Annotated in this window: 17 protein-coding genes, 3 tRNA genes, 1 pseudogene and 1 riboswitch; of the genes and pseudogenes, 8 read left to right on the top strand and 13 right to left on the bottom strand. The window is 48.1% G+C overall.

The genetic code is table 11. The features are described 5' to 3' along the window. Window positions 1-17: 17 nt before the first annotated feature. The 5 genes and pseudogenes from HK11_RS08360 to HK11_RS08340 all read right to left on the bottom strand — a co-directional run bounded on the left by HK11_RS08360 (window position 18) and on the right by HK11_RS08340 (window position 3683). Complete coding sequence (locus tag HK11_RS08360) at window positions 18-1001, bottom strand: MDR family oxidoreductase (protein ID WP_086554899.1); 984 nt, start codon at window positions 999-1001, stop codon at window positions 18-20. A 180-nt stretch (window positions 1002-1181) separates the two neighbouring features. Then, window positions 1182-1414 (bottom strand): annotated as a pseudogene (locus HK11_RS08355) (transposase); the annotation flags it as partial. A 52-nt stretch (window positions 1415-1466) separates the two neighbouring features. Further along, window positions 1467-2024 (bottom strand): hypothetical protein, encoded by a 558-nt coding sequence (locus tag HK11_RS08350; protein ID WP_086554898.1) that lies wholly within the window; start codon window positions 2022-2024, stop codon window positions 1467-1469. 58 nt (window positions 2025-2082) lie between these two features. Further along, entirely contained in the window at window positions 2083-2634 is a 552-nt protein-coding gene (locus HK11_RS08345) for a hypothetical protein (protein ID WP_086554897.1), read from the bottom strand. Continuing rightward, the gene (locus HK11_RS08340; RefSeq protein WP_086554896.1) at window positions 2631-3683 is read right to left on the bottom strand and encodes a hypothetical protein; all 1053 of its coding nucleotides are present in this window, start codon (window positions 3681-3683) and stop codon (window positions 2631-2633) included. The genes HK11_RS08345 and HK11_RS08340 overlap by 4 nt, the downstream gene beginning before the upstream one ends. 235 nt (window positions 3684-3918) lie before the next feature. Between HK11_RS08340 and HK11_RS12345 the strand changes: the two genes are divergently transcribed. Next, window positions 3919-4176 carry a hypothetical protein gene (locus tag HK11_RS12345; RefSeq protein ID WP_158092808.1) on the top strand — a complete coding sequence of 86 codons (258 nt, stop codon included), beginning with the start codon at window positions 3919-3921 and terminating at the stop codon, window positions 4174-4176. 398 nt (window positions 4177-4574) lie between these two features. Here HK11_RS12345 and HK11_RS08335 read toward each other — a convergent pair. From HK11_RS08335 to gpt, 4 genes are all read right to left on the bottom strand, one after another. Beyond that, window positions 4575-4651: transfer RNA gene (locus HK11_RS08335), tRNA-Arg, on the bottom strand. 51 nt (window positions 4652-4702) lie between these two features. After that, on the bottom strand, window positions 4703-5011 hold the full coding sequence (locus HK11_RS08330) for an ETC complex I subunit (protein WP_086555033.1): 309 nt from the start codon (window positions 5009-5011) through the stop codon (window positions 4703-4705). A 21-nt stretch (window positions 5012-5032) separates the two neighbouring features. Further along, window positions 5033-5109: transfer RNA gene (locus tag HK11_RS08325), tRNA-Pro, on the bottom strand. 57 nt (window positions 5110-5166) lie between these two features. Further along, on the bottom strand, window positions 5167-5652 hold the full coding sequence (gene gpt, locus HK11_RS08320) for a xanthine phosphoribosyltransferase (RefSeq protein WP_086554895.1): 486 nt from the start codon (window positions 5650-5652) through the stop codon (window positions 5167-5169). Between the two features lie 129 nt (window positions 5653-5781). Here gpt and upp point away from each other — a divergent pair, with 129 nt between their 5' ends. From upp to HK11_RS08290, 6 genes are all read left to right on the top strand, one after another. Further along, a complete protein-coding gene (upp, locus tag HK11_RS08315) occupies window positions 5782-6426 on the top strand; it encodes a uracil phosphoribosyltransferase (RefSeq protein ID WP_086554894.1) in 645 nt (214 codons plus the stop codon). An 86-nt stretch (window positions 6427-6512) separates the two neighbouring features. Then, window positions 6513-7556 carry an aspartyl protease family protein gene (locus HK11_RS08310; protein ID WP_086554893.1) on the top strand — a complete coding sequence of 348 codons (1044 nt, stop codon included), beginning with the start codon at window positions 6513-6515 and terminating at the stop codon, window positions 7554-7556. A gap of 175 nt (window positions 7557-7731) precedes the next feature. After that, window positions 7732-7930, top strand: a riboswitch (cobalamin riboswitch). Window positions 7931-8013: 83 nt separating this feature from the next. Beyond that, window positions 8014-10245 (top strand): TonB-dependent siderophore receptor, encoded by a 2232-nt coding sequence (locus HK11_RS08305; protein ID WP_086555032.1) that lies wholly within the window; start codon window positions 8014-8016, stop codon window positions 10243-10245. A 3-nt stretch (window positions 10246-10248) separates the two neighbouring features. Beyond that, window positions 10249-11007 (top strand): ABC transporter ATP-binding protein, encoded by a 759-nt coding sequence (locus tag HK11_RS08300; protein ID WP_086554892.1) that lies wholly within the window; start codon window positions 10249-10251, stop codon window positions 11005-11007. Continuing rightward, the gene (locus tag HK11_RS08295) at window positions 11004-11960 is read left to right on the top strand and encodes an ABC transporter substrate-binding protein (RefSeq protein ID WP_086554891.1); all 957 of its coding nucleotides are present in this window, start codon (window positions 11004-11006) and stop codon (window positions 11958-11960) included. Before HK11_RS08300 ends, HK11_RS08295 begins: the two co-directional genes overlap by 4 nt. Window position 11961: 1 nt before the next feature. Beyond that, window positions 11962-12945, top strand: coding sequence for an iron ABC transporter permease (locus HK11_RS08290; RefSeq protein ID WP_086554890.1), 984 nt, complete (start codon window positions 11962-11964; stop codon window positions 12943-12945). Between the two features lie 22 nt (window positions 12946-12967). Here HK11_RS08290 and HK11_RS08285 read toward each other — a convergent pair whose 3' ends face one another. The 3 genes from HK11_RS08285 to efp all read right to left on the bottom strand — a co-directional run bounded on the left by HK11_RS08285 (window position 12968) and on the right by efp (window position 15593). Then, on the bottom strand, window positions 12968-13993 hold the full coding sequence (locus HK11_RS08285; protein WP_086554889.1) for an OsmC family protein: 1026 nt from the start codon (window positions 13991-13993) through the stop codon (window positions 12968-12970). 161 nt (window positions 13994-14154) lie between these two features. Next, complete coding sequence (locus HK11_RS08280) at window positions 14155-14964, bottom strand: inositol monophosphatase family protein (RefSeq protein WP_086554888.1); 810 nt, start codon at window positions 14962-14964, stop codon at window positions 14155-14157. Between the two features lie 62 nt (window positions 14965-15026). Then, window positions 15027-15593: an elongation factor P gene (efp, locus tag HK11_RS08275; protein ID WP_086554887.1), complete on the bottom strand. Its 567-nt coding sequence runs from the start codon at window positions 15591-15593 to the stop codon at window positions 15027-15029. Between the two features lie 169 nt (window positions 15594-15762). Between efp and HK11_RS08270 the strand changes: the two genes are divergently transcribed. Continuing rightward, window positions 15763-15852 (top strand) — tRNA-Ser (locus HK11_RS08270). A gap of 269 nt (window positions 15853-16121) precedes the next feature. Here the strand turns inward: HK11_RS08270 and HK11_RS08265 are convergent. Then, window positions 16122-18692, bottom strand: coding sequence for a Hint domain-containing protein (locus HK11_RS08265; RefSeq protein WP_086554886.1), 2571 nt, complete (start codon window positions 18690-18692; stop codon window positions 16122-16124). Window positions 18693-18905: the final 213 nt, after the last annotated feature.

Here is an 18905-nt window from a genome sequence, read left to right as displayed (position 1 = left end):
TGCTTGCCTGAGTGTACTCAGGCAACTCTAACCACAACCCGCCCTTTGACCTGACCATTCAGCAGCTTTTCAGCCTCAGACACAGCCTGCGATAACGATATTTCAGTCGTTACACTCTCAAGCTTTGCAGGATCTGTCAGTGCTGCAAGATCCTGCCAGGCAGCAAGACGCTCTGATTGAGAGCAGTACACACTATCAACACCAGCCAGAATAACACCGCGCAGGATAAAGGGCGCCACCGTGGCCGGCAGGTCCATACCAGCGGCAAGACCACAAGCCGCAACAACACCAGATGACTGCATAGAAGCACAGACTGCAGCGAGCATCTTCCCGCCTGCCACGTCGATGGCACCTGCCCACCGCGCCTTTTCAAGCGGGCGAATTTGCCCTTCAAAAAACTGCCGGGGGATCACGTTACAGGCTCCGAGAGAGAGCAGTGTATCTTTTTCTTCCATACGCCCGGTCACAGCCGTCACGTTATAGCCCAGACGAGCCAGTAACATAACGGCCACGCTGCCAACCCCACCTGTTGCCCCGGTGACCAGAATATCACCACAATCGGGTGTCACACCTTGCTTTTGCAACATTCTGACACACAGCATAGCGGTGTAGCCGGCCGTACCCAGCGCCATAGCCTGACGCGTTGTAAACGCTGAAGGCAAAGGCACCAGCCACTCACCAGGCACACGAGCAAGACCAGAAAAACCGCCCCAGTGCTTTTCGCCGGCACCCCAGCCGTTGAGAATAACCTTTTGCCCCGGGCTGAACCTCAGGCAGGAGGAGTTTTCAACTGTGCCTGCAAAATCTATCCCTGGCACTATCGGAAAGCTACGCAAAATCGGGCCGTTGCCTGTCAGAGCCAGGGCATCTTTATAATTCAGAGCTGAATACTCGATACGAACTGTCACATCACCGGGTGGCAGTTGCTCCTCACTTAACTGGCGCAACGCTATACTCTGGAGACCGTCCTCTGATTTTTCAGCTAACAACGCGTCAAACATGCCACCACCTGTATCATTTTATGAGAACAGCAAGAGTAGCTGAAGAGGAACTACGACATCAAATAACGAGCGCGCGTTCATTGCAAATGAGATAATCAGAGCAAAAAATATAATATTCCTATAACTGGCCAGATTCTGAAATAGATTATAAAAAATGAAAATTGCGCGCCCCAGAAGGTGTTATGCACTTTGCGTGAGCACTCGGGCTGCGTTTTTCAGTATGAAACCTGCGAAAGCTGTAGTGTAATCGCGGCGAGTGTTGAAGCGCAACGCTCGTAGTCTTTCACAAGCCTGCTGCACCGCGTTGCCCACGCGAATGATCTCTCCACGATCCATCGTCGGGGCAGCAGCACAACACCCCGTTTTGTCTGAGGCCGCCTGACGATTTCGAGAGTAGTATTCTGCTCTTCCGCTCCTTATATCCGTGCCAGACAGGGTAAGCGCATACCTTATACACCATAATTTTTATGACGTTGCAGGCGTAACTTTACGAAGCTGGAGGTAATTATTTCCATAATAAGGTAAATCAATTTCTGTATGCGAACGAATAATGACATTCCACTGATCAGAAATGGTTTTTTCAAATACCATATGTGTTTCTTTACCATCTGAAGAATCATCATCTTTAACAACAGCAAGGCGATGGCTACATTTTACCTTTTCATAAGTTATTTTTTCTGGAAATTTAGGTAACCCATCAAACATGCCAGGTGTTAATCCACCGATACCTTCAGAAAACACTGCTTTAAAGCGCCCTGTGCTATGAGTAACGCTTTCTACCTCACATCCAAAATCTGTCAGCAGCAATTGTCGGGGAGTAATCGTCATGTGTTTTCCAGGATAATACTGGTACGGATCAAAGTAAGTTCTATCCATACCTCTGGCCTGATAAACGTGAGTAACGACCCATTCCCCCAGCATCCATTCCGGCAGAGTTTTTGTTGTAACAGGCGCTGCTGTGGCTGACTGAACTGCCAGCAGACTGCATGTCAGAGCGAGTGCAGCACGCAGGTAAACGCTCATCCTCTGCTCCTTATGTCCGTGCCGAACAGGGTGAGCGCATCCTTATACATCATAATTTTTATGACGTTGCAGGCGTAACCTTACGAAGCTGGAGGTAAGTGGCGCCATAATAAGGAAGATCAATCTCAGCATGTGAGTGAACTATAATATTCCATTTTACAGGTATAGACTTTTCAATATGCTCTCTTGAAACACTTTGAGAGTCATCATCTTTAAAGATAACAAGACGATGACTACATTGTACCTTTTCATAGGTTACTTTTTCAGGAAATTTAGGTAGTCCATCATAATCAGTAAACGGTGGCCCGCTTACACCATCAGTAAATACTTTTTTAAAGCGCCCTGTACTATGAATAACGCTTTCTACTTCGCATCCAAAATCTCCTAAACGCATTTGTCCTGGAGCGACAATCAGGTGTTTTCCAGGGTAATATTGTTTTGGATTAAAGTCAGTTCTGTCAATACTTTTTGCCTGATAAACATGGGTTACGACCCATTCCCCCAACATCCATTCCGGCAGAGTTTTTGTTGTAGCAGGCGCTGCTGTGGCTGACTGAACTGCCAGCAGACTGCATGTCAAAGCGAGTGCAGCACGCAGGTAAACGCTCATCCTCTGTTCCTTAATAAACCGGGCGTCACATCGAGCATCAGCTGAATCTCCCATGCTTTACCGAGATTTTTGATCTGATATTGCGCGTCGGTCAGCATTTTTGTTTCTCTATCTCTGCGAAAAGCTATACCTCTGCCGCCCGCTATTAAGGTCAGCCAGCTCGATACAGCAGAAACAAAATCAAGATGGTTAATATCGTTGTTGCAGCCATAAGTGCCATAGCGTGAGGTGTTCCAGGCAAGGCTTAACAGCGCATCAAACTCATGCTGAAACAGTCTGCTCTGAAGTGAAACAGGTAAATGCTTCACAACCAGTGCTTCATATTTTGGAACAACTTTATAAAAAACAGCAATCTGCTCGAAAGAATTTAATGTAACTTTATCTTTATTCTGAGCAACGAAATTTTTGGCATCAATACCAAAAACTTCAGCTCCTCCAGCAATAATAATTGCCATCATATCAGCAACGCCGGAACTAGTTAGATCATCTTTAACGTTATTTAATTTTCTGTGTCCCATATCGTAGCCCGGACCAATCGTAACACCACTGGCTGCATTGCCCGGCCAGTAAAGTTTTGAACCATCCCCTTCTTCACCCAGAACAAAATTACGCCCTTTCAGTGAAACTCTCAGGTCAGATCGGGCAATACCTCCCAGAACATCTGCTGTATCAGCCACCAGAAAGCCGATCCGCATCAGAATAGAAAGAGCTTTTATAAGATCATCAGCCGTTGCTTTGGCAGCCGGTGGTGCCGCACTGGTATAAACTGCGGGGTATCCCTTAAAAAAATCTGGCCAGAGCTGTGCCTGATTTTTCCAGACATCTGCGGCATAGGTGTGGAGTTTTTCATCAGCCCCATACCCAACGACAGCGCCGGCAAGAAAGCTCATACGGTTCGTATCTGGTATACTACCAGCCTTACGTTTAACCGGTGGCACATTGGTAACTGATGTGAGCTTCAACACGCCCTTTTCCAGAAGAGTTTCTTCAACGGGAACAGAGGAAGGTGTTGGCTTTCTGGCTGCTGGTGAAGCAGGGTTTTTTGGCATGATTCACACTTCAGATAAAAAATTCACTAATCGGAGCTTATATCACATTAATTATATTTAACGATCGTTTTTTATTTTTCCGGGGCCGTGCCAGTGGAGAGAGCGTTACCCCGTTCAATATACTAACAGGTCCTGAATCTACCTGTTTAGTCCCGGGGTTTGATGGGTTGCATTGATAACGAAACACTCTGACTCTGAAGTCCAATATAAGGACCACCCCGACCACCAGCGGGCAATGATTACCCGCCGAGCCGACCTCCGCAACCTTGAACACCGCCGCATCATGACTGCGGGCAAAACCCTATCCGTTTCCAAAACGCAACCTGCAGTCAGAGATACGATTGGCCGCGGCGAAAGCGCGGCTGATGACCCGACCAATATCATCGGGCTGTTGAAAACGAACAGACGGAAACTACCGTCAGGCTGGTCTTCCAGAAATGGTGGGACACGATGCCAGAGACTGAACGGAACCGACTATGGATTGCGGACATGAATGTATGAGCACACCGGTCATATCGTGTTGCGACACGTCATCTGTCTTTGAGCTTTGCGAACATGTTTTCAATGAGATGGCGTTTTTTATACAGATGCCAGTCGTAGGGCGGCTTTGATTTCCGGTAATTCTTCAAAGGGATCAGGCGGTGATATTCCGGCCATCCACATGCGGAGCCTCACGCGCCAGCGGGAAAAACGGCTCGATCCGTCATCTGGCGCTCAGAAAGCAAAAACAACTCACTCACAGACCTGCCCTCCATCGGTAAATCTGTGAATCACAACAGCCCGCTCAGTTCAATGGATTAACAGACCCTGAGCCTGGTCGCTTAATGTTGCACGACGCAGGCAGGCGATGGATTATCTGCCAGCAAGTGCCTGTTAACTGCTTGAAAAGATTGGCGCGCCCTAGTGGATTCGAACCACTGACCCACAGCTTAGAAGGCTGTTGCTCTATCCAGCTGAGCTAAGGGCGCCCGGCAGGGCAGCTATACTACCCTGAAATAACAGACCATTATTCTAGTAAATTAATGGGTCCAGTTTTCAAGACGATTATATGCAAAATTATCTGCATAAATTTTAGGAGAACGAATTCTCTGTGCTGTTTTTTCTATCTCTGCATGAATACCATGACGTTCAGCGTAAGCAACAGCCTCTTCACAGGAAACGAAATAAAGCCTGATCTGAGAGATGGTGTCATCTGTACTGCCATTCCACCCCATAAGCCTGCTACGCAGCCTAGGAGCACTTTGCCCGTATTCAAGGATCCACTCCTTCGTGCCAGCCACTCCTGACTGACCTGCGGGTTTGGCCTGCTTATAAATCCGTGCTGGCATAATCATGCCTCCAGAGAGATATGGTCGGGGCGCCCGGACTCGAACCGGGGGCCTCTTGTACCCAAAACAAGCGCGCTACCAGGCTGCGCCACGCCCCGAACTGAGGCGGAACTTAGGGGGGTTTTTCGCAGCTGGCAACCCCAAAAATGAAAAAATTAAATCTTTTTTTCTAAAGAGCGTTCTGCAAGTGGCGCAACAAACAGCGGGGCCGTATCCCAGGGGAAAAGAACCCAGGTCTCCTGCGGTACTTCTGCAATGAAATGATCTGTCAGAGCCCGGCCATCCGGCTTAGCATAAAGGCAGGCAAAAACTGCTTTTGGCAGGCGCTCTCTCACCACACGAGCTGTCACCCCCGAATCAACCAGATCATCAATTATCAGAAAACCTTCCCCGTCACCGGCTACACTGGCTTCTTTAATGATCTGAGGTTCACCACGGTTCTCTTCATCGTAGGTTACCACAGAAATCGTATCAACCAGACGGCACCCAAGCTCACGGGCAACGATAGATGCCGGTATCAGTCCCCCGCGTGTCACAGCAATAATCCCCTTAAAGGGCATTGAGGGCACCAGAGCTTCAGCCAGCAAACGCGCATCTCTGTGCAGCTGGTCCCATGTTACTGTGACATACTGAATGGCCATATGATGGGTAATCCTTATATTTCATGACTTACGATACTAAGACTATACTGTAATACAGATTATTATGTAAAAATCACATCATCATATTCTGTTTGTTCCTGCCGTTAAAAGCAAAGTAATACCATCATCATGACAGCATATAACCCGGCGCACCTGACCGTGCTTGACCACCCTCTTATCCAGCACAAGCTGACACTTTTACGCAGAGCCGATACCTCCACTGCCAGTTTTCGTACCCTCGTACGGGAATTAAGTCTGCTCATGTGCTATGAAGCCACGCGCCACCTCCCTCTTGAAACGGTTGAAATAACAACCCCTCTTGAAACCATGCTCAGCAAACAGCTAGCCGGCCCGGCTCTGTGCTTTATTTCCATCTTACGTGCAGGCAACGGATTGCTTGATGGCATGCTTGATCTGGCACCATTTGCAGCCGTTGGTCATATTGGCCTGTACAGAGACCCCGAAACATTAGAGGCCGTTGAGTATTATCTGAAACTACCGGCCCGTATCTCCGACCGTCTGTGCATTGTTGTTGACCCGATGCTGGCCACAGGGCACAGCGCAGCAGTTGCCCTGACACGTCTCAAAGAAGAAGGGGCAAAAAATATTCTTTTTGCCTGCCTGTTATCTACCCCTCATGGTATCGAACACCTTAAGAAAACACACCCCGATGTATCAGTTATAACCTGCGCAACAGACCCTGGGCTTGACGATCATGGCTATATTCGACCTGGACTAGGAGATGCTGGAAATCGCCTGTTTAAAACACGATGAATAAGAATTATTCTATAAATTTACTTTGACTTCCAACTATAAGAAATATTAAACTTTATCCATCATATCTGTTTTTATGCGGTGAAATGATGGATAACTTTCAAAAGCCGGAAACCACGTTCACTCGTAAATCTTTTTGTTATCCATCAGCTGCAAAAGCGATCATCTCCGGGTATAAACGCCACTTTATCCCTCTCTCCCTGCTGGCTCTGAGCGCGTGCCATACCGGCGATCAGTGCAAGGTTTCCAGCTTCGGAGACCTGATCGTCATCAACGATGAGGAATCTCCTGTTATCGAGGCCGAAATCAACGGCCATAAAATAGCACTTATTGTCGATACAGGTGCACAGGGCAGCATTTTATGGCCAGGAGAGGCTAAAAAACTCGGTCTTGCCGCTAACTCAGAGCGACTCTATTTGCGCGGCTCAGGAGGCTACACATCAGCAGGAACTGCGGTCGCCGATACAATTCACCTGGGGAGTGCAGCAGCGACTAATGTATCTTTTATGACTACAGGAAAGACATCAGCTACCAGAGTTATTAATGGCAGGCCTGTTGTCGGGCTCTTTGGCAATGACTTTTTATCAAATTATGATGTTGTCTTTAACCTGCCACAGCATCGCATGAATTTATATACTTTCAGCGGATGCAAAGAGGACTACTTACTAAGCTGGTCTGGCTGGTCTGGCGAGTTTTTTAAGGTCAGAATTAACCACCCAAGAAATGATAAGAGAAAAACTGCCGTTCCTGTTAAGATCAACGGCCATGAATTTGATGCTGTTCTCGACAGCGGCGCTGCCACAACTTTGATCTCACGTGACGATGCTCTGAAAGCAGGCATAAGCAAAAACGATCTTACCAATGACCAGACCATAGATGTCTATGGCATAGATCAAACTAAACGCACAGGCTACCTGCATCGTGTTAACAGCCTGGAAGTAGGACCTTTTATTTTCAACAACCCTGAAATTCTGATTCAAAAAACGCCGACATCACTCCTGGGAGCAAATTTTTTACGCACTCACAGAGTGTGGATACTGCGAGCTCCTGATTATATTTACATTCAGCCTGCAGAACCGCTGTCTCTCCAGAATATTAACCCTGCAACACAACAGGAACATACCCCCTGAAACCGGCCATAGTTTAAGCCGCGTAAAACTATCATCCCTGGCATAACCACGGCCCCCGTCTGCCTGGGGTATTCTCATGATTGCGTAATTTTTCCCGATATGTAATATTATAACATAACATTCGTGAGGATGTTATAAATTATAATGGCGTGAGTATATATTCTTTGTTAAGAAATGCCCTGCGCAAACCGGTGGTTCCCGCAAGGGATGAAAAGGGAACGCAGTGTGATGCTGCGGCTGTCCCCGCAACTGTAAGCGGTAAAGCAGACATGCAGGGACACACTGTCCGGTCACTGGAGTTTACTCTCCGGGAAGGCTCGCTGTCTGCTCATGACCCGCAAGCCAGGAGACCTGCCACCACACACAGTCACAGACGAAGCGAATGGTCGGGGATATGCCAGACGCAGCTAACCATGCTCACCGTAGTGACGCGTACGAACCAAGGCCTGTACTCTTTATGAGGCACTTTTCTTTGTCTAAGGCGCTGCCACTTGCGGCAGCTGCTGTTTTCTACCCGTCTTTTTCTTTCGCTGCCCCTCAGGAAGACAAAAACCACCAGCAGAACAAGGCTGAGCATATTACCGTACACAGCCGGTCACAGCCGCTTAAAGAAACACCTGCAATTGGCGGCAAACTCGGCCTGTCCATACAGCACTCTCCTGCCACGATTGATGTCATTGACCGCTCAGTCATGAACCAGCGCGGCTACGCCCATGCGGAAGAGGCTGCAGACAGTGCGCCTGGCGTATCATCCGGTGGCTCTCCAGGCAGCCCGGCACAGTTTGTTATGCGTGGTTTTTCGGGCAATCAGATTCTTATGCTGCGTGACGGCATTTATTACGGCCCGACCACAATGGTGAACCGGCCACTCAACACCTTTAACCTGCAAAGTGTTCAGGTGCTTCAGGGGCCGTCATCGGTACTTTACGGCCAGGGTGCTGTAGGTGGCACAGTCGATATGCGCACACGCGACCCGGCTTTTGACCATGCTCATGCCAATGCTCTGGTATCATACGGCAGCTTTAACACCTGGAATGCAGGCATAGGCGGCTCTGTGCCGGTTACGGATACACTGGCTATTCGTACAGATTTCAGCCGCACATCATCAAACGGTTATGTCAAAGGCGCTGATCCGCACAGTAACGATTTTACAACCACACTGATCTGGAAACCAACCCGCAAATTCTCGGCCCGTTTCAGCATTGATTATCTGACGGACAGACTTTCAACCTATTACGGCACCCCTCTGGTCCCTTTATCAGAAACCGGCGGACGCGCTAGCGGGCTTTTACACTCATCACAGGGGCTGGGCATCACCCGCTCTTCCATGTGGCATAATTATAATGTCAAAAATCCACAGGCCAGTTCAACTAACGTAACCCCTACCCTGCACCTGCAATGGCAGCCGACAGAGCATATCACATTTCACAACAAAAGTTATTTTGTGTATGCCAAGCGCCGCTGGAACAATGCTGAAACTTACAGCTACATCTCATCACCAGGAGCAACTGACGCAGCAGGCAATGCGATTGCCCCCGGGCGGGTCGGGCGCGACCGGTTTTATGTTTATATGAACCAGCATCAGGTGGGAGACACGCTCGACGGCACCTTAGACTTCTCACTGTTCGGGCTTAAGAACCGCCTGGTTGTAGGGGGGGATGCCTACTATATCCGCCTCATCCGTGACAGAGGCTTTCCTGATGCAACCTATGCAGACAGCGTTGCACTCGACAGCTCAAATACCGGCCCGACTGCCGGCTTTGCCGGAGAATACCCCTCGCGCAAATCCCCCACCACGATGATTGATGCCGCCGTATTTATGGAAGATGTCATCACCGTTACCAGTAAACTACGTCTGGTGGGTGGCTATCGCTATGACTGGCTGCATCTTGACCGCCAGAACTATAACCAGAACGGGTCATTTAACGCAGCAAGCAGCTTTAAAAAGCTTTATAATCCGTCAAATTTTCGTATTGGCCCGGTTTATGACCTGACAAAAAATATCAGCATTTACGGTGTGTTCACCACAGCTGATGACCCGCCAGGCAGCAATATTTTTCTGGTTAATAAAGGACAGTTTAACCGCCTGAGTCATACGCGCCAGGGTGAGATCGGTGCCAAAGGCAGTTTCTGGCACGGACGCTTTACATCTGCCATCGCGTTTTATGATATTCGCCGCACGCATATTCTGGTCGCTAACGGGCAGGATTCTGTCACGACAGCAGGCGGGCAGAAGTCACGCGGCCTCGAATGGCAGGGTAACCTGGTGCTTAACCCGCACTGGAACATTTCAGGTAACGTCGCCTACACCTGGTCACGCTACGGTTCTTCCTTCTACCCTTCAGCCGGAGTCAACGCCTCAGGCAATGCCGTGCCAAACGTGCCTGCTGTCACAGCCAATTTGTGGGCTGTATGGTCGCGTGTTGAAAACCTGCCACTCGATCTGGGAGCAGGCATGCGTTACATTTCCTCGCGTAAAGGCGACTATGCCAACACACTGACCCTCAAAGACTATGCCCTGGTGAACGTTTTTGCAGCATGGCATGCGTATAAGGGTGTAACTGTATATGGAAGAATTGATAACGTGGGGAACAAGCACTTCATTCAGTGGGCTTCAACTGACTACCCCTCTGAAGTGATCCTCGGTGCCCCCCGCTCATTTTCTATCAGTGTGCAGGCTGGTTTCTGACCTATGCCAGTTCCTGCTCTTCAGGCTGATGCTGTTACACATTCTGTGCTGCCAGAAAAAATCAGCCTGATCGTAGCCAGACATGAACATATTGCTATTGTCGGCCCTAACGGGGCCGGCAAAAGCACCCTTCTGCGTCTGCTGGCAGGTCTTCTCACTCCCGAAACGGGGCAGATATGGCTTAAAGGCCGGGCACTCTGCACCTTATCACGCACAGACATAGCGCAGCATATTGCCTGGCTTTCACAAACAGACAGACCCGCCCCCGAAATTATAACCCGTGATTATATCGCACTTGGGCGCCTGCCTTTTCGTCATACCTCACAGGCAAAGCAAGACCACGCAGCCATCAATACAGCCATTGAACATTGTGAGGTTGCTTCATTACTCGACACACCTTTTGGAAAACTTTCCGGCGGAGAGCAGCAGCGTGTCATGCTGGCACGCTGCCTGGCGCAGACACCCCAAATTTTATTACTGGATGAACCGACCAATCATCTCGACCTTGCTGCACGAAGCCGCTTTCTGAAACTCCTGGCTCAGCTACCCTGCACAGTGATTGCTGTTTTACACGACCTTGCTCTGGTGCCTCAGTTTGCTCAGCGCATAATTCTGCTTGATAAAGGGCAGATCATACTCGATGGCACTACAGAGGATGTTTTATTTTCGCCTCAGCTTCAGGCAGTTTTTCAGCTGAGCGTAGAAAAGGTGAGCCTGAAAAATGGCCAGAGCACTTTTGTTTTTACGGCGCTGCCTTCATGATCCGCTCATTTCTGCTCAGCCTCATAACAGTCAGCCTTTTTGCAACGACAACGCAGGCTACAACCTACCCCATAACGGTACAAAGCTGCGGGCAGCCAGTCACCATCACCCACCGGCCTGAGCATGCGGTCATTCATGATATTAATATGGCTGACATGGCCTTTGCCCTGCACCTGCAACCCTATATTGCAGGGTTTAGCGGTCTCTCCGGCTGGAACAAGCTCACACCAGCATTTAAAAAACAGCAACAAAACATTCCGGAAATTGCACCACGCTACCCGACTATGGAACAGCTGCTGGCAGCCAAAACAGACCTGTTCTTTGCCGGATGGAATTACGGTATGCATCCGGGGGGCGACGTAACCCCTGAAACACTGGCCGCGCAGGGTATTCCCACCCTTGTGCTCTCTGAAAGCTGCTTCAGAAACGGACAGAAACCTGCCCCGGCAACGCTTGACCTTTTATACCAGGATGAACTGCGGCTGGGGCAGGTTTTCGACCGTGAAACCGAAGCACAGGCACTCATTACGGGCTGGAAAAAACGGGTTACAGCGGTGCAGCACCGCCTGAAAAACACCACTCCATTACGGGTCTTTTTATATGACAGTGGGCTAAGCACACCTTTTACCGCCGGCGGGTATGCTCTGGCCTCCACCCTGATCAGTATGGGAGGCGGAGAAAATATTTTTAAAGATCTGCCAGCCAGCTGGGGTAATGCCTCGTGGGAAGCCGCAGCACTCCAGGACCCTGAAGCCATTCTGATTATCGATTACGGCCAGAACCGGCAAAATATTTTTAATTTTTTGCAGCACCACAACCTGATGTCAGAAACACAGGCCATTAAAAACCATAAAATTCTGTTTGTACGCTATGATGAAATGACCCCCTCACCTTACAATATTGATGCAATCGAAAAAATTGCTGCTTTTTTACATCCTGATGTAAAACTCTGACATGACCTTACGTTTTTCGCTCGCTGCTGTTTTTATGTTTTGCCTTCTTGCAGCAGGTGAAATGATTTTGGGCAATGTCACACTCTCATGGCACTCCCTGGCCCAGGGATTACTGGAAGGGCCATTCAGCCATCAGATCACAGCCCGTATTTTATGGCTTTTTCGTCTGCCCCGTTTGCTTCTGGCTTTTCTGACCGGCGCTACCCTTGCCGCAGCTGGCGCACTACTGCAAACGGCCACCCGCAACCCACTGGCCGACCCTTTTTTGTTTGGCCTTTCAGCCGGTGCCTCAGCCGGTGCCGTTACTGTCATCATCTTTATGGGTAATATTGCCGGAATATGGACAACAACAATGGGGGCAGCAGCAGGCGCACTCTGTGCCACAACCCTGCTTCTGGCACTGATAACCCGTTCTGCTCACAGCCTGCCACCGCAAAGGATCATACTGACAGGGCTTGCTGTCTCATTTCTTTTTACATCTGTGACAAATTTTTTGATTTTTCAGGGCGACAGAAATACCGCTCAGTCAGTTCTGTTCTGGACATTAGGAAGCTTCTCCGCCGCATCATGGTCTTCACTGCCCGTTGCGGCACTGGCTCTGCTCCTGATCTGCACCTATGGAGCCCGTTTCCGTAAAGAGCTTGATGCTCTGCTGGCTGGAGAAGACACAGCAACATCACTGGGCGTAAATGTACGCACCCTGCGACTCAGCACTCTGCTGTTATGTGCACTTAGCTGCGCCATGACGGTGGCTTTATGCGGGCCTGTTGGCTTTCTGGGCCTAGTTGTACCGCACCTGGCACGCTTCATGACGGGTAATACGCTGAAGCATATGTTTTTTCCTGCCGCTATACTGGGTGGCCTCACCGCTATGCTTGCTGACCTGCTGAGCCACAGCCTATTTGCAGCTCAGGAGATACCAACCGGCATCCTTATCTCAGGTGCCGGGGCTTGTTTCTTTTTGCTCTATTTACGTAAAATATAAAAAACCTGCATTCCTGCACGGCTTACTCTTTAAGACTCGTAACAATCTCTGCGCCGTTCGCCAGCGTTTTATGCACCGGGCAGAGATCTGCAATATCGATAAATCTTGCACGCTGCGCATCGTCGAGTTCACCCTCAAGGGCAATGGTACGCTCAAAAATATGACCTGAACCATCGGGCTTCTTTTTACAGGCGACAAAAGCTGACGCACGATAAAGATTATGCTCTTTCTGCGTGGCATACATACGTAATGTCATCACAGTGCAGGCAGCCAGACCCGCTGCAAGGAAATCATAAGGTGCCGGGCCTGTATCATTACCTCCAAAGGACAGGGGCTCATCTGCCAGAAAATAGTGCTTACCGCTTTGCATCTCCAGCTGAAATGGACCCATACCCGTTTCAGCAGCGCTTACACCTGGCACCCCGGTCTCAGCTGGCAGAATTGCCGCCTCAGGCAGATAACGCTGCCCCCACACTGACATGATGCCTGCAACATAATCGACGTCAGCATGATCTGAAAATCTGTAATCAACATTATCAAGGGCAATAAAACTTCTGACCTGCGTTGAATCCTGAGTAACTGAGGCAACACCATCAGCATCAGGTTCATCCAAAATCAAAACTGGCTGAGGCACCTCTTTTAAATGTGTCAGTATATCCTGGCGCAGAGCATGATCTGTATCAACAGGCAGATAAAGCAGAGAAACGGCCTTAATAACCTCATCACTGATGGCAGCTGCGTCGAGCACTGTACCGACTGCCAGGCTATGCCCGGCGAGCATGAAGGGCTGCATACCCATTTCGGTCATTGCGGTCACAGCACGTAAAATATCTTCTGTTTTTTCTATAATGGCAGCACTCAGGCACACAACACCTACCCCTGCACGCACAAAACTTCGTGCAATACCAGAGATAACCTGGCCCTGTTTTTCTGTATCAAAACAATGTACGAAAATAATATAACCACGCACATCTGAGTGTGGCCGCTCAAGACTGGCGGCAAGCATTTCTCCCGATGAGCCCTGAAATTTAAAAACCTGCTTTAACATTATTATTTCCCTCACATAAAAATAAGAATTGTTTTTCTAATATTCACAACTCTGGTCTGTTTTTCTTATTAGGGAAAGAGGGTTAAGCCTGAAAAATTGCATAAAAAAAGGCGCCCCCGATGACGGAAGCGCCTTTTTAAATAAAACGGTAACCGACGTTATCAGGCGTCTGTCAGGCTTTCAGCCACGATTTCACGCAGTTTACCATAAATATTACCATTACCGGCAACAATGAAGATATCATCTGGCAGATCATCAATATCTTCACCTGCCGGATTGGTCGCCTGACCACCAGCCTCACGCACGATAAGAATACCGGCAGCACAGTCCCATGGTTTAAGACCAAACTCCCAGAAACCTTCATAACGCCCGGCAGCAACCCATGCGAGGTCAAGAGCAGCAGCACCAAAACGACGGATACCTGCAACGCGTGGCATCAGGTTACCCATCACCTTAGCGAAAGGTAAACGCCGTGAGGCAGGCACTTTTGCAAACGGAATACCGGTAGCAAAAAGTGATTCTGACATTTCCCGACGCGCTGACACACGAATACGACGCTCATTGAGAAACGCACCTGAGCCTTTTTCTGCATGGAACATTTCGCCAGAAGCAGGGTTGTAAACAAGGCCTGCTGCCAGCTCGATTTTACCATTTGGCAGACGACGCTGAAGGCCAATAGAAATAGCCCAGTGAGGAATGCCATGCAAAAAGTTGGTTGTGCCATCGAGCGGGTCAACCACCCAGCGCCAGGTCCAGTTATCTGTCCCTGAGCTGCCTGATTCTTCCATCAGAAAAGCATAACCAGGCCGTGCCCGGTCGAGCTCTTCACGCAGAATTTGTTCTGCACGAAGATCTGCCTGTGAAACAAAGTCACCAGGCCCTTTGATGCTGACCTGAAGCTGTTCGACTTCGTTAAAATCGCGCAGAAGACGCCTGGCTGCTTTCTGGGCGGCTGCCTGCATCACCGTCATAATGGGGGAAAGTCGAAGAGCCACTCTGCTGTGTCCTGCCTAAAAGAAAGAAATATCCGAAGTTAGTTTTTAGCGCGCTCAACGTAAGTCGCGTCTTCTGTTCTGACCACGATACGCTCACCAGCTTCGATAAACGGCGGCACCATGGTCTTTACACCATTTGACAGCTTAGCCGGTTTATAAGACGAGCTGGCTGTCTGACCTTTAACAACCGGATCAGCTTCAACCACCTCGAGAGTAACCTGAGGAGGAAGATCAACACCAACCGGGTCACCTTCAACCAGATGCAGGTTAATAGTCATATTATCCTGCAGGAACGGTGCCTGATCGCCCAGAAGGTCAACAGAAATAATAAGCTGCTCGAAAGACTCGGGGTCCATCAGCACGAGAGAGTCGCCGTCTGTGTAGGAATAGAGATACTCTCTGTCCTCGGTCATCAGACGCTCAACGCTGTCAGCTGTACGCCAGCGCTCGTTCGTTTTATTGCCGGTTTTAAGGTCGCGCATTTCAACCTGAATGAATGCACCACCCTTACCTGGGGTAATAATCTGCTGTTTCAGTACCGTCCAGCGACGGCCGTCATGCTCAATGACCTGTCCGGCCCGGATCAGGTTTGCCTGCTGTTTCATAACACGTCCCTGAGTGGATCAATGTGAGTTAGAGTTTGGGGTTCTACAACTCTGACAACGCCAGAGCAACCCGAAGAACACTTAAAGACGATATAAATGCAATTTTCTTGCATCAGGTGACTAGACAGACGGGTAAAGTCGTGATTATAAGACGGCCAAGGCGAAAGCAGGAAGGGTGGCCGAGTGGTTGAAGGCTCCAGTCTTGAAAACTGGCGTACGGGCAACCGTACCGTGGGTTCGAATCCCACCCCTTCCGCCATATTCTTAAAAAGTGAAATGTAACGCCTGCTATGCACCCGTTACATTATGCCTCCTTAAATATTAAGCCGATAATTAATCCACCCTGGTTCCGCCTCTTTGTATTATCAGATCATATTCATATTAAGATTCTGCCATATTCAGCTTTCAAAGCAAAAGATCTGCTTACGAAAAATAGTTTCGCACGCAGGATCAATCCTAACCGCTTAACGTAGCAGCAGTGCATTACCCAAAAGCAAAGCCCCCTTATAAAAGGGGGCTTCTTTATTTTTAACCACGCATAATGTTTCGTATCTCTTTTCTCTCAATATAATATTTATGAGATGATAAAATATCTATTTTTACAATCTTCATTTTTCCACTAACACCTGACGGCAGATCAATTGCAGCGAGCCCCGTTGTCCAGCGCCCATCACCCCCTTCATATACTGACCATCCCGACAGCTCTTTATCTTCAAGATGCTCATTAACAATCAAAATTTCATTATCATTCAGAACTTCTATATCGCCAACCCTAACCCCGAGTTCGCGCCGGTCATCAACAAATGGCCCAATTGTATCAGCCGGTCGTGAAGCCAGAGACGACAGATACACCCTGGAAACCTCATTCCTTATTGTAAAGAAGACATGCACACCGTCCTTTTTAAAAGGGTAAGTCATTGCACGCGTAACCGGATCATAAAGATATAAATCGGGATTAAGCGTTGTCTCCGCCTCTGCCTGCACTTGCCTGGCGTGACAATTGTTCAGAATTTTTCTGAATACAGGCTCAACAAGTTCACGATGCGTAGCCAGAGGCGCAGCTGCATCTTCCAGCCAGCTTTTAGGTCTTTCAAAATACCCCTGAACAACGCCGGCGTCGCTCCCTCCCGGATTACTGAAAGAATTTTTATTACCCGTATTCAGATAACTCTCTGTCAGCGCACCATTCGCATCAATAACAGCATGCTGCTCTGTTTCAATGTGATAATAGTCATACTGATTTATTTCCAGATCATAATAAATATTCACACCATTAACAAGCATACGAACCGGTATAAAATTCCCGTCAATAAAGAGACTATGCTCTGGTGTAACCAGAAGATCTTTAAAAGGCACACCTTCTGCCAAGGCATCTTTTTTAATACAAACAGGATATCCGGCGAGGTCAGGATATTTTTGTGCAATTCTTACATTATGGTGTTTCCTGCCAACCCATTTTACGGTCTCCTCAGCAAAATTTCCATCTGCCTGCCGAACCATTATTTTATCGCCAGCTTTAATTTCCTCAACTTTTACATAACCAGAGGCCATCTGAATGAGCGTTCCAGCCAGGAAACAAATCTCCAGGTCGATATAACCATTATCAAGCTCAAGCAATGTATATCCCGTTGAACCAATACCTGGAATATTCAACGTAAATGTTGTGTCACCCACCTGCAGTGAAATGGTATTATTGCTAGTCAGTGTAGCTTTAGTGCTTGTAAATGGCCCTTTAAAAATAATGTGGTCATAACCCGTACCCCACCCGGAAAATGTCTGAGAAACCGTCGACTTACCATCAACAACATCGTCACTCAGAACAACGTAAGAAGGATGCTCCTCACTCCCCGAGAACGTAATCGTACCTGTTCCGTTGTTACCAGCCAGTTCAAGCGTACCATCCTTCCCAATATTAGCAGTGCCCACCATGGTTGCGCCGCTACTAAGCCCTACAGTTCCACCGGAAATTGTTGTCGTACCAACGGTCCCGCCGGAGGATACATAAGTCGTACCCCCATAGTTAGAGAGAGTATTTACAACCGTCGAAGGACCACTAAGAGTTGCTATACCGCCACCACTTACAATCAGAGCCCCGCTGGTCATTCTGCCATAGGCACCAAGAAACAAGGATCCTCCCGAAGCAACCGTCCCAGAACTCAGGAGGTTGGAACCACCAGCAGAACCTGTCGCACTCAAAACTGCACCAGAACCAATAAAGGTATTGCTCACAAAATTATTTCCGGCACCGGCAGAAACCAGCTCATTGGCTACATTAATACCGGAAATAGTATTTCCACTACCAATAGTGAATGTCCCACCAGAACCTGTAAAACCACTACTATATATAGTATTTCCGTTACCAATACCAATAACACTATTATTGGCACTAACCCCATAAATACTATTATTATTTCCGTAAGTGACATCAGAATCATCAAGGTCAGTGCTATAATAAAATGTATTATTATCCGCCACGGCTCCGCTTACTATATCCACAAGCCTTAAGTCATTATTATAAACGGTATTCTGAGAGCCAAAGCTCAGCGTGCCACCTGAAATAGTTACGCCATTTGAAAAGCTATTCTGATTTCCTATGGTTGTCTGTTCAGGATCTGTTATTATAAGACCGCCGTTATCAACGCCCGGGTTGGTAATAGTATTATTATTTCCGATATAAACTGACGTTGCACCGGAAACAGTCATTCCGGAACTGATTGTGTTATTTGATATTACATTAACGTGCTGTGATCCATTACCACTTATAACCAGACCGCCGCTAATAGTGTTACCACCATTGCTGCCATCCATATCAAAGTCAGCATTTGAAACCACAACACCACCACTAATAGTGTTGTATTTATAAACACTTACAGTATTTGATCCATCACCGTAAACAAAAAGACCTGACTGAATTGTGTTGCCGCCAGCAACTTTAGCACCCCCATCTATGTTTACATTTCCACTATAAACCCTAACTCCACTAAGTATAGTATTGAAATTACCTATATCAATATAATTACTTCCATTGCCTGAAAATACGATCCCATTAACAATTGTATTTCCACCATTCAGGCCGGTAGCAGAATCATATCCTGACATAACCAGATTGACATCAGAAGTAATAATAGCACCAGAAATTGTGTTATCAAAACCTACATCAAGAGTATTTTCACCGGTCCCGTTAAAAACTATTCCACCACTAATAGTATTACCATTACCAGAGCCATTAATGGCAATATCTGCGTTTTCGCTAGGGCCTGTTAGAACTTAATCCAGTCTGCTGTTGCTGCGATATGGATGACGGCAAGGAAT

The organism is Acetobacter sp. DmW_043, from assembly GCF_002153485.1.
Lineage (GTDB): Bacteria > Pseudomonadota > Alphaproteobacteria > Acetobacterales > Acetobacteraceae > Acetobacter > Acetobacter thailandicus.
The sequence above is the reverse complement of the archived record's forward strand: the minus strand, read 5'-3'. Positions and strand labels throughout refer to the sequence as shown.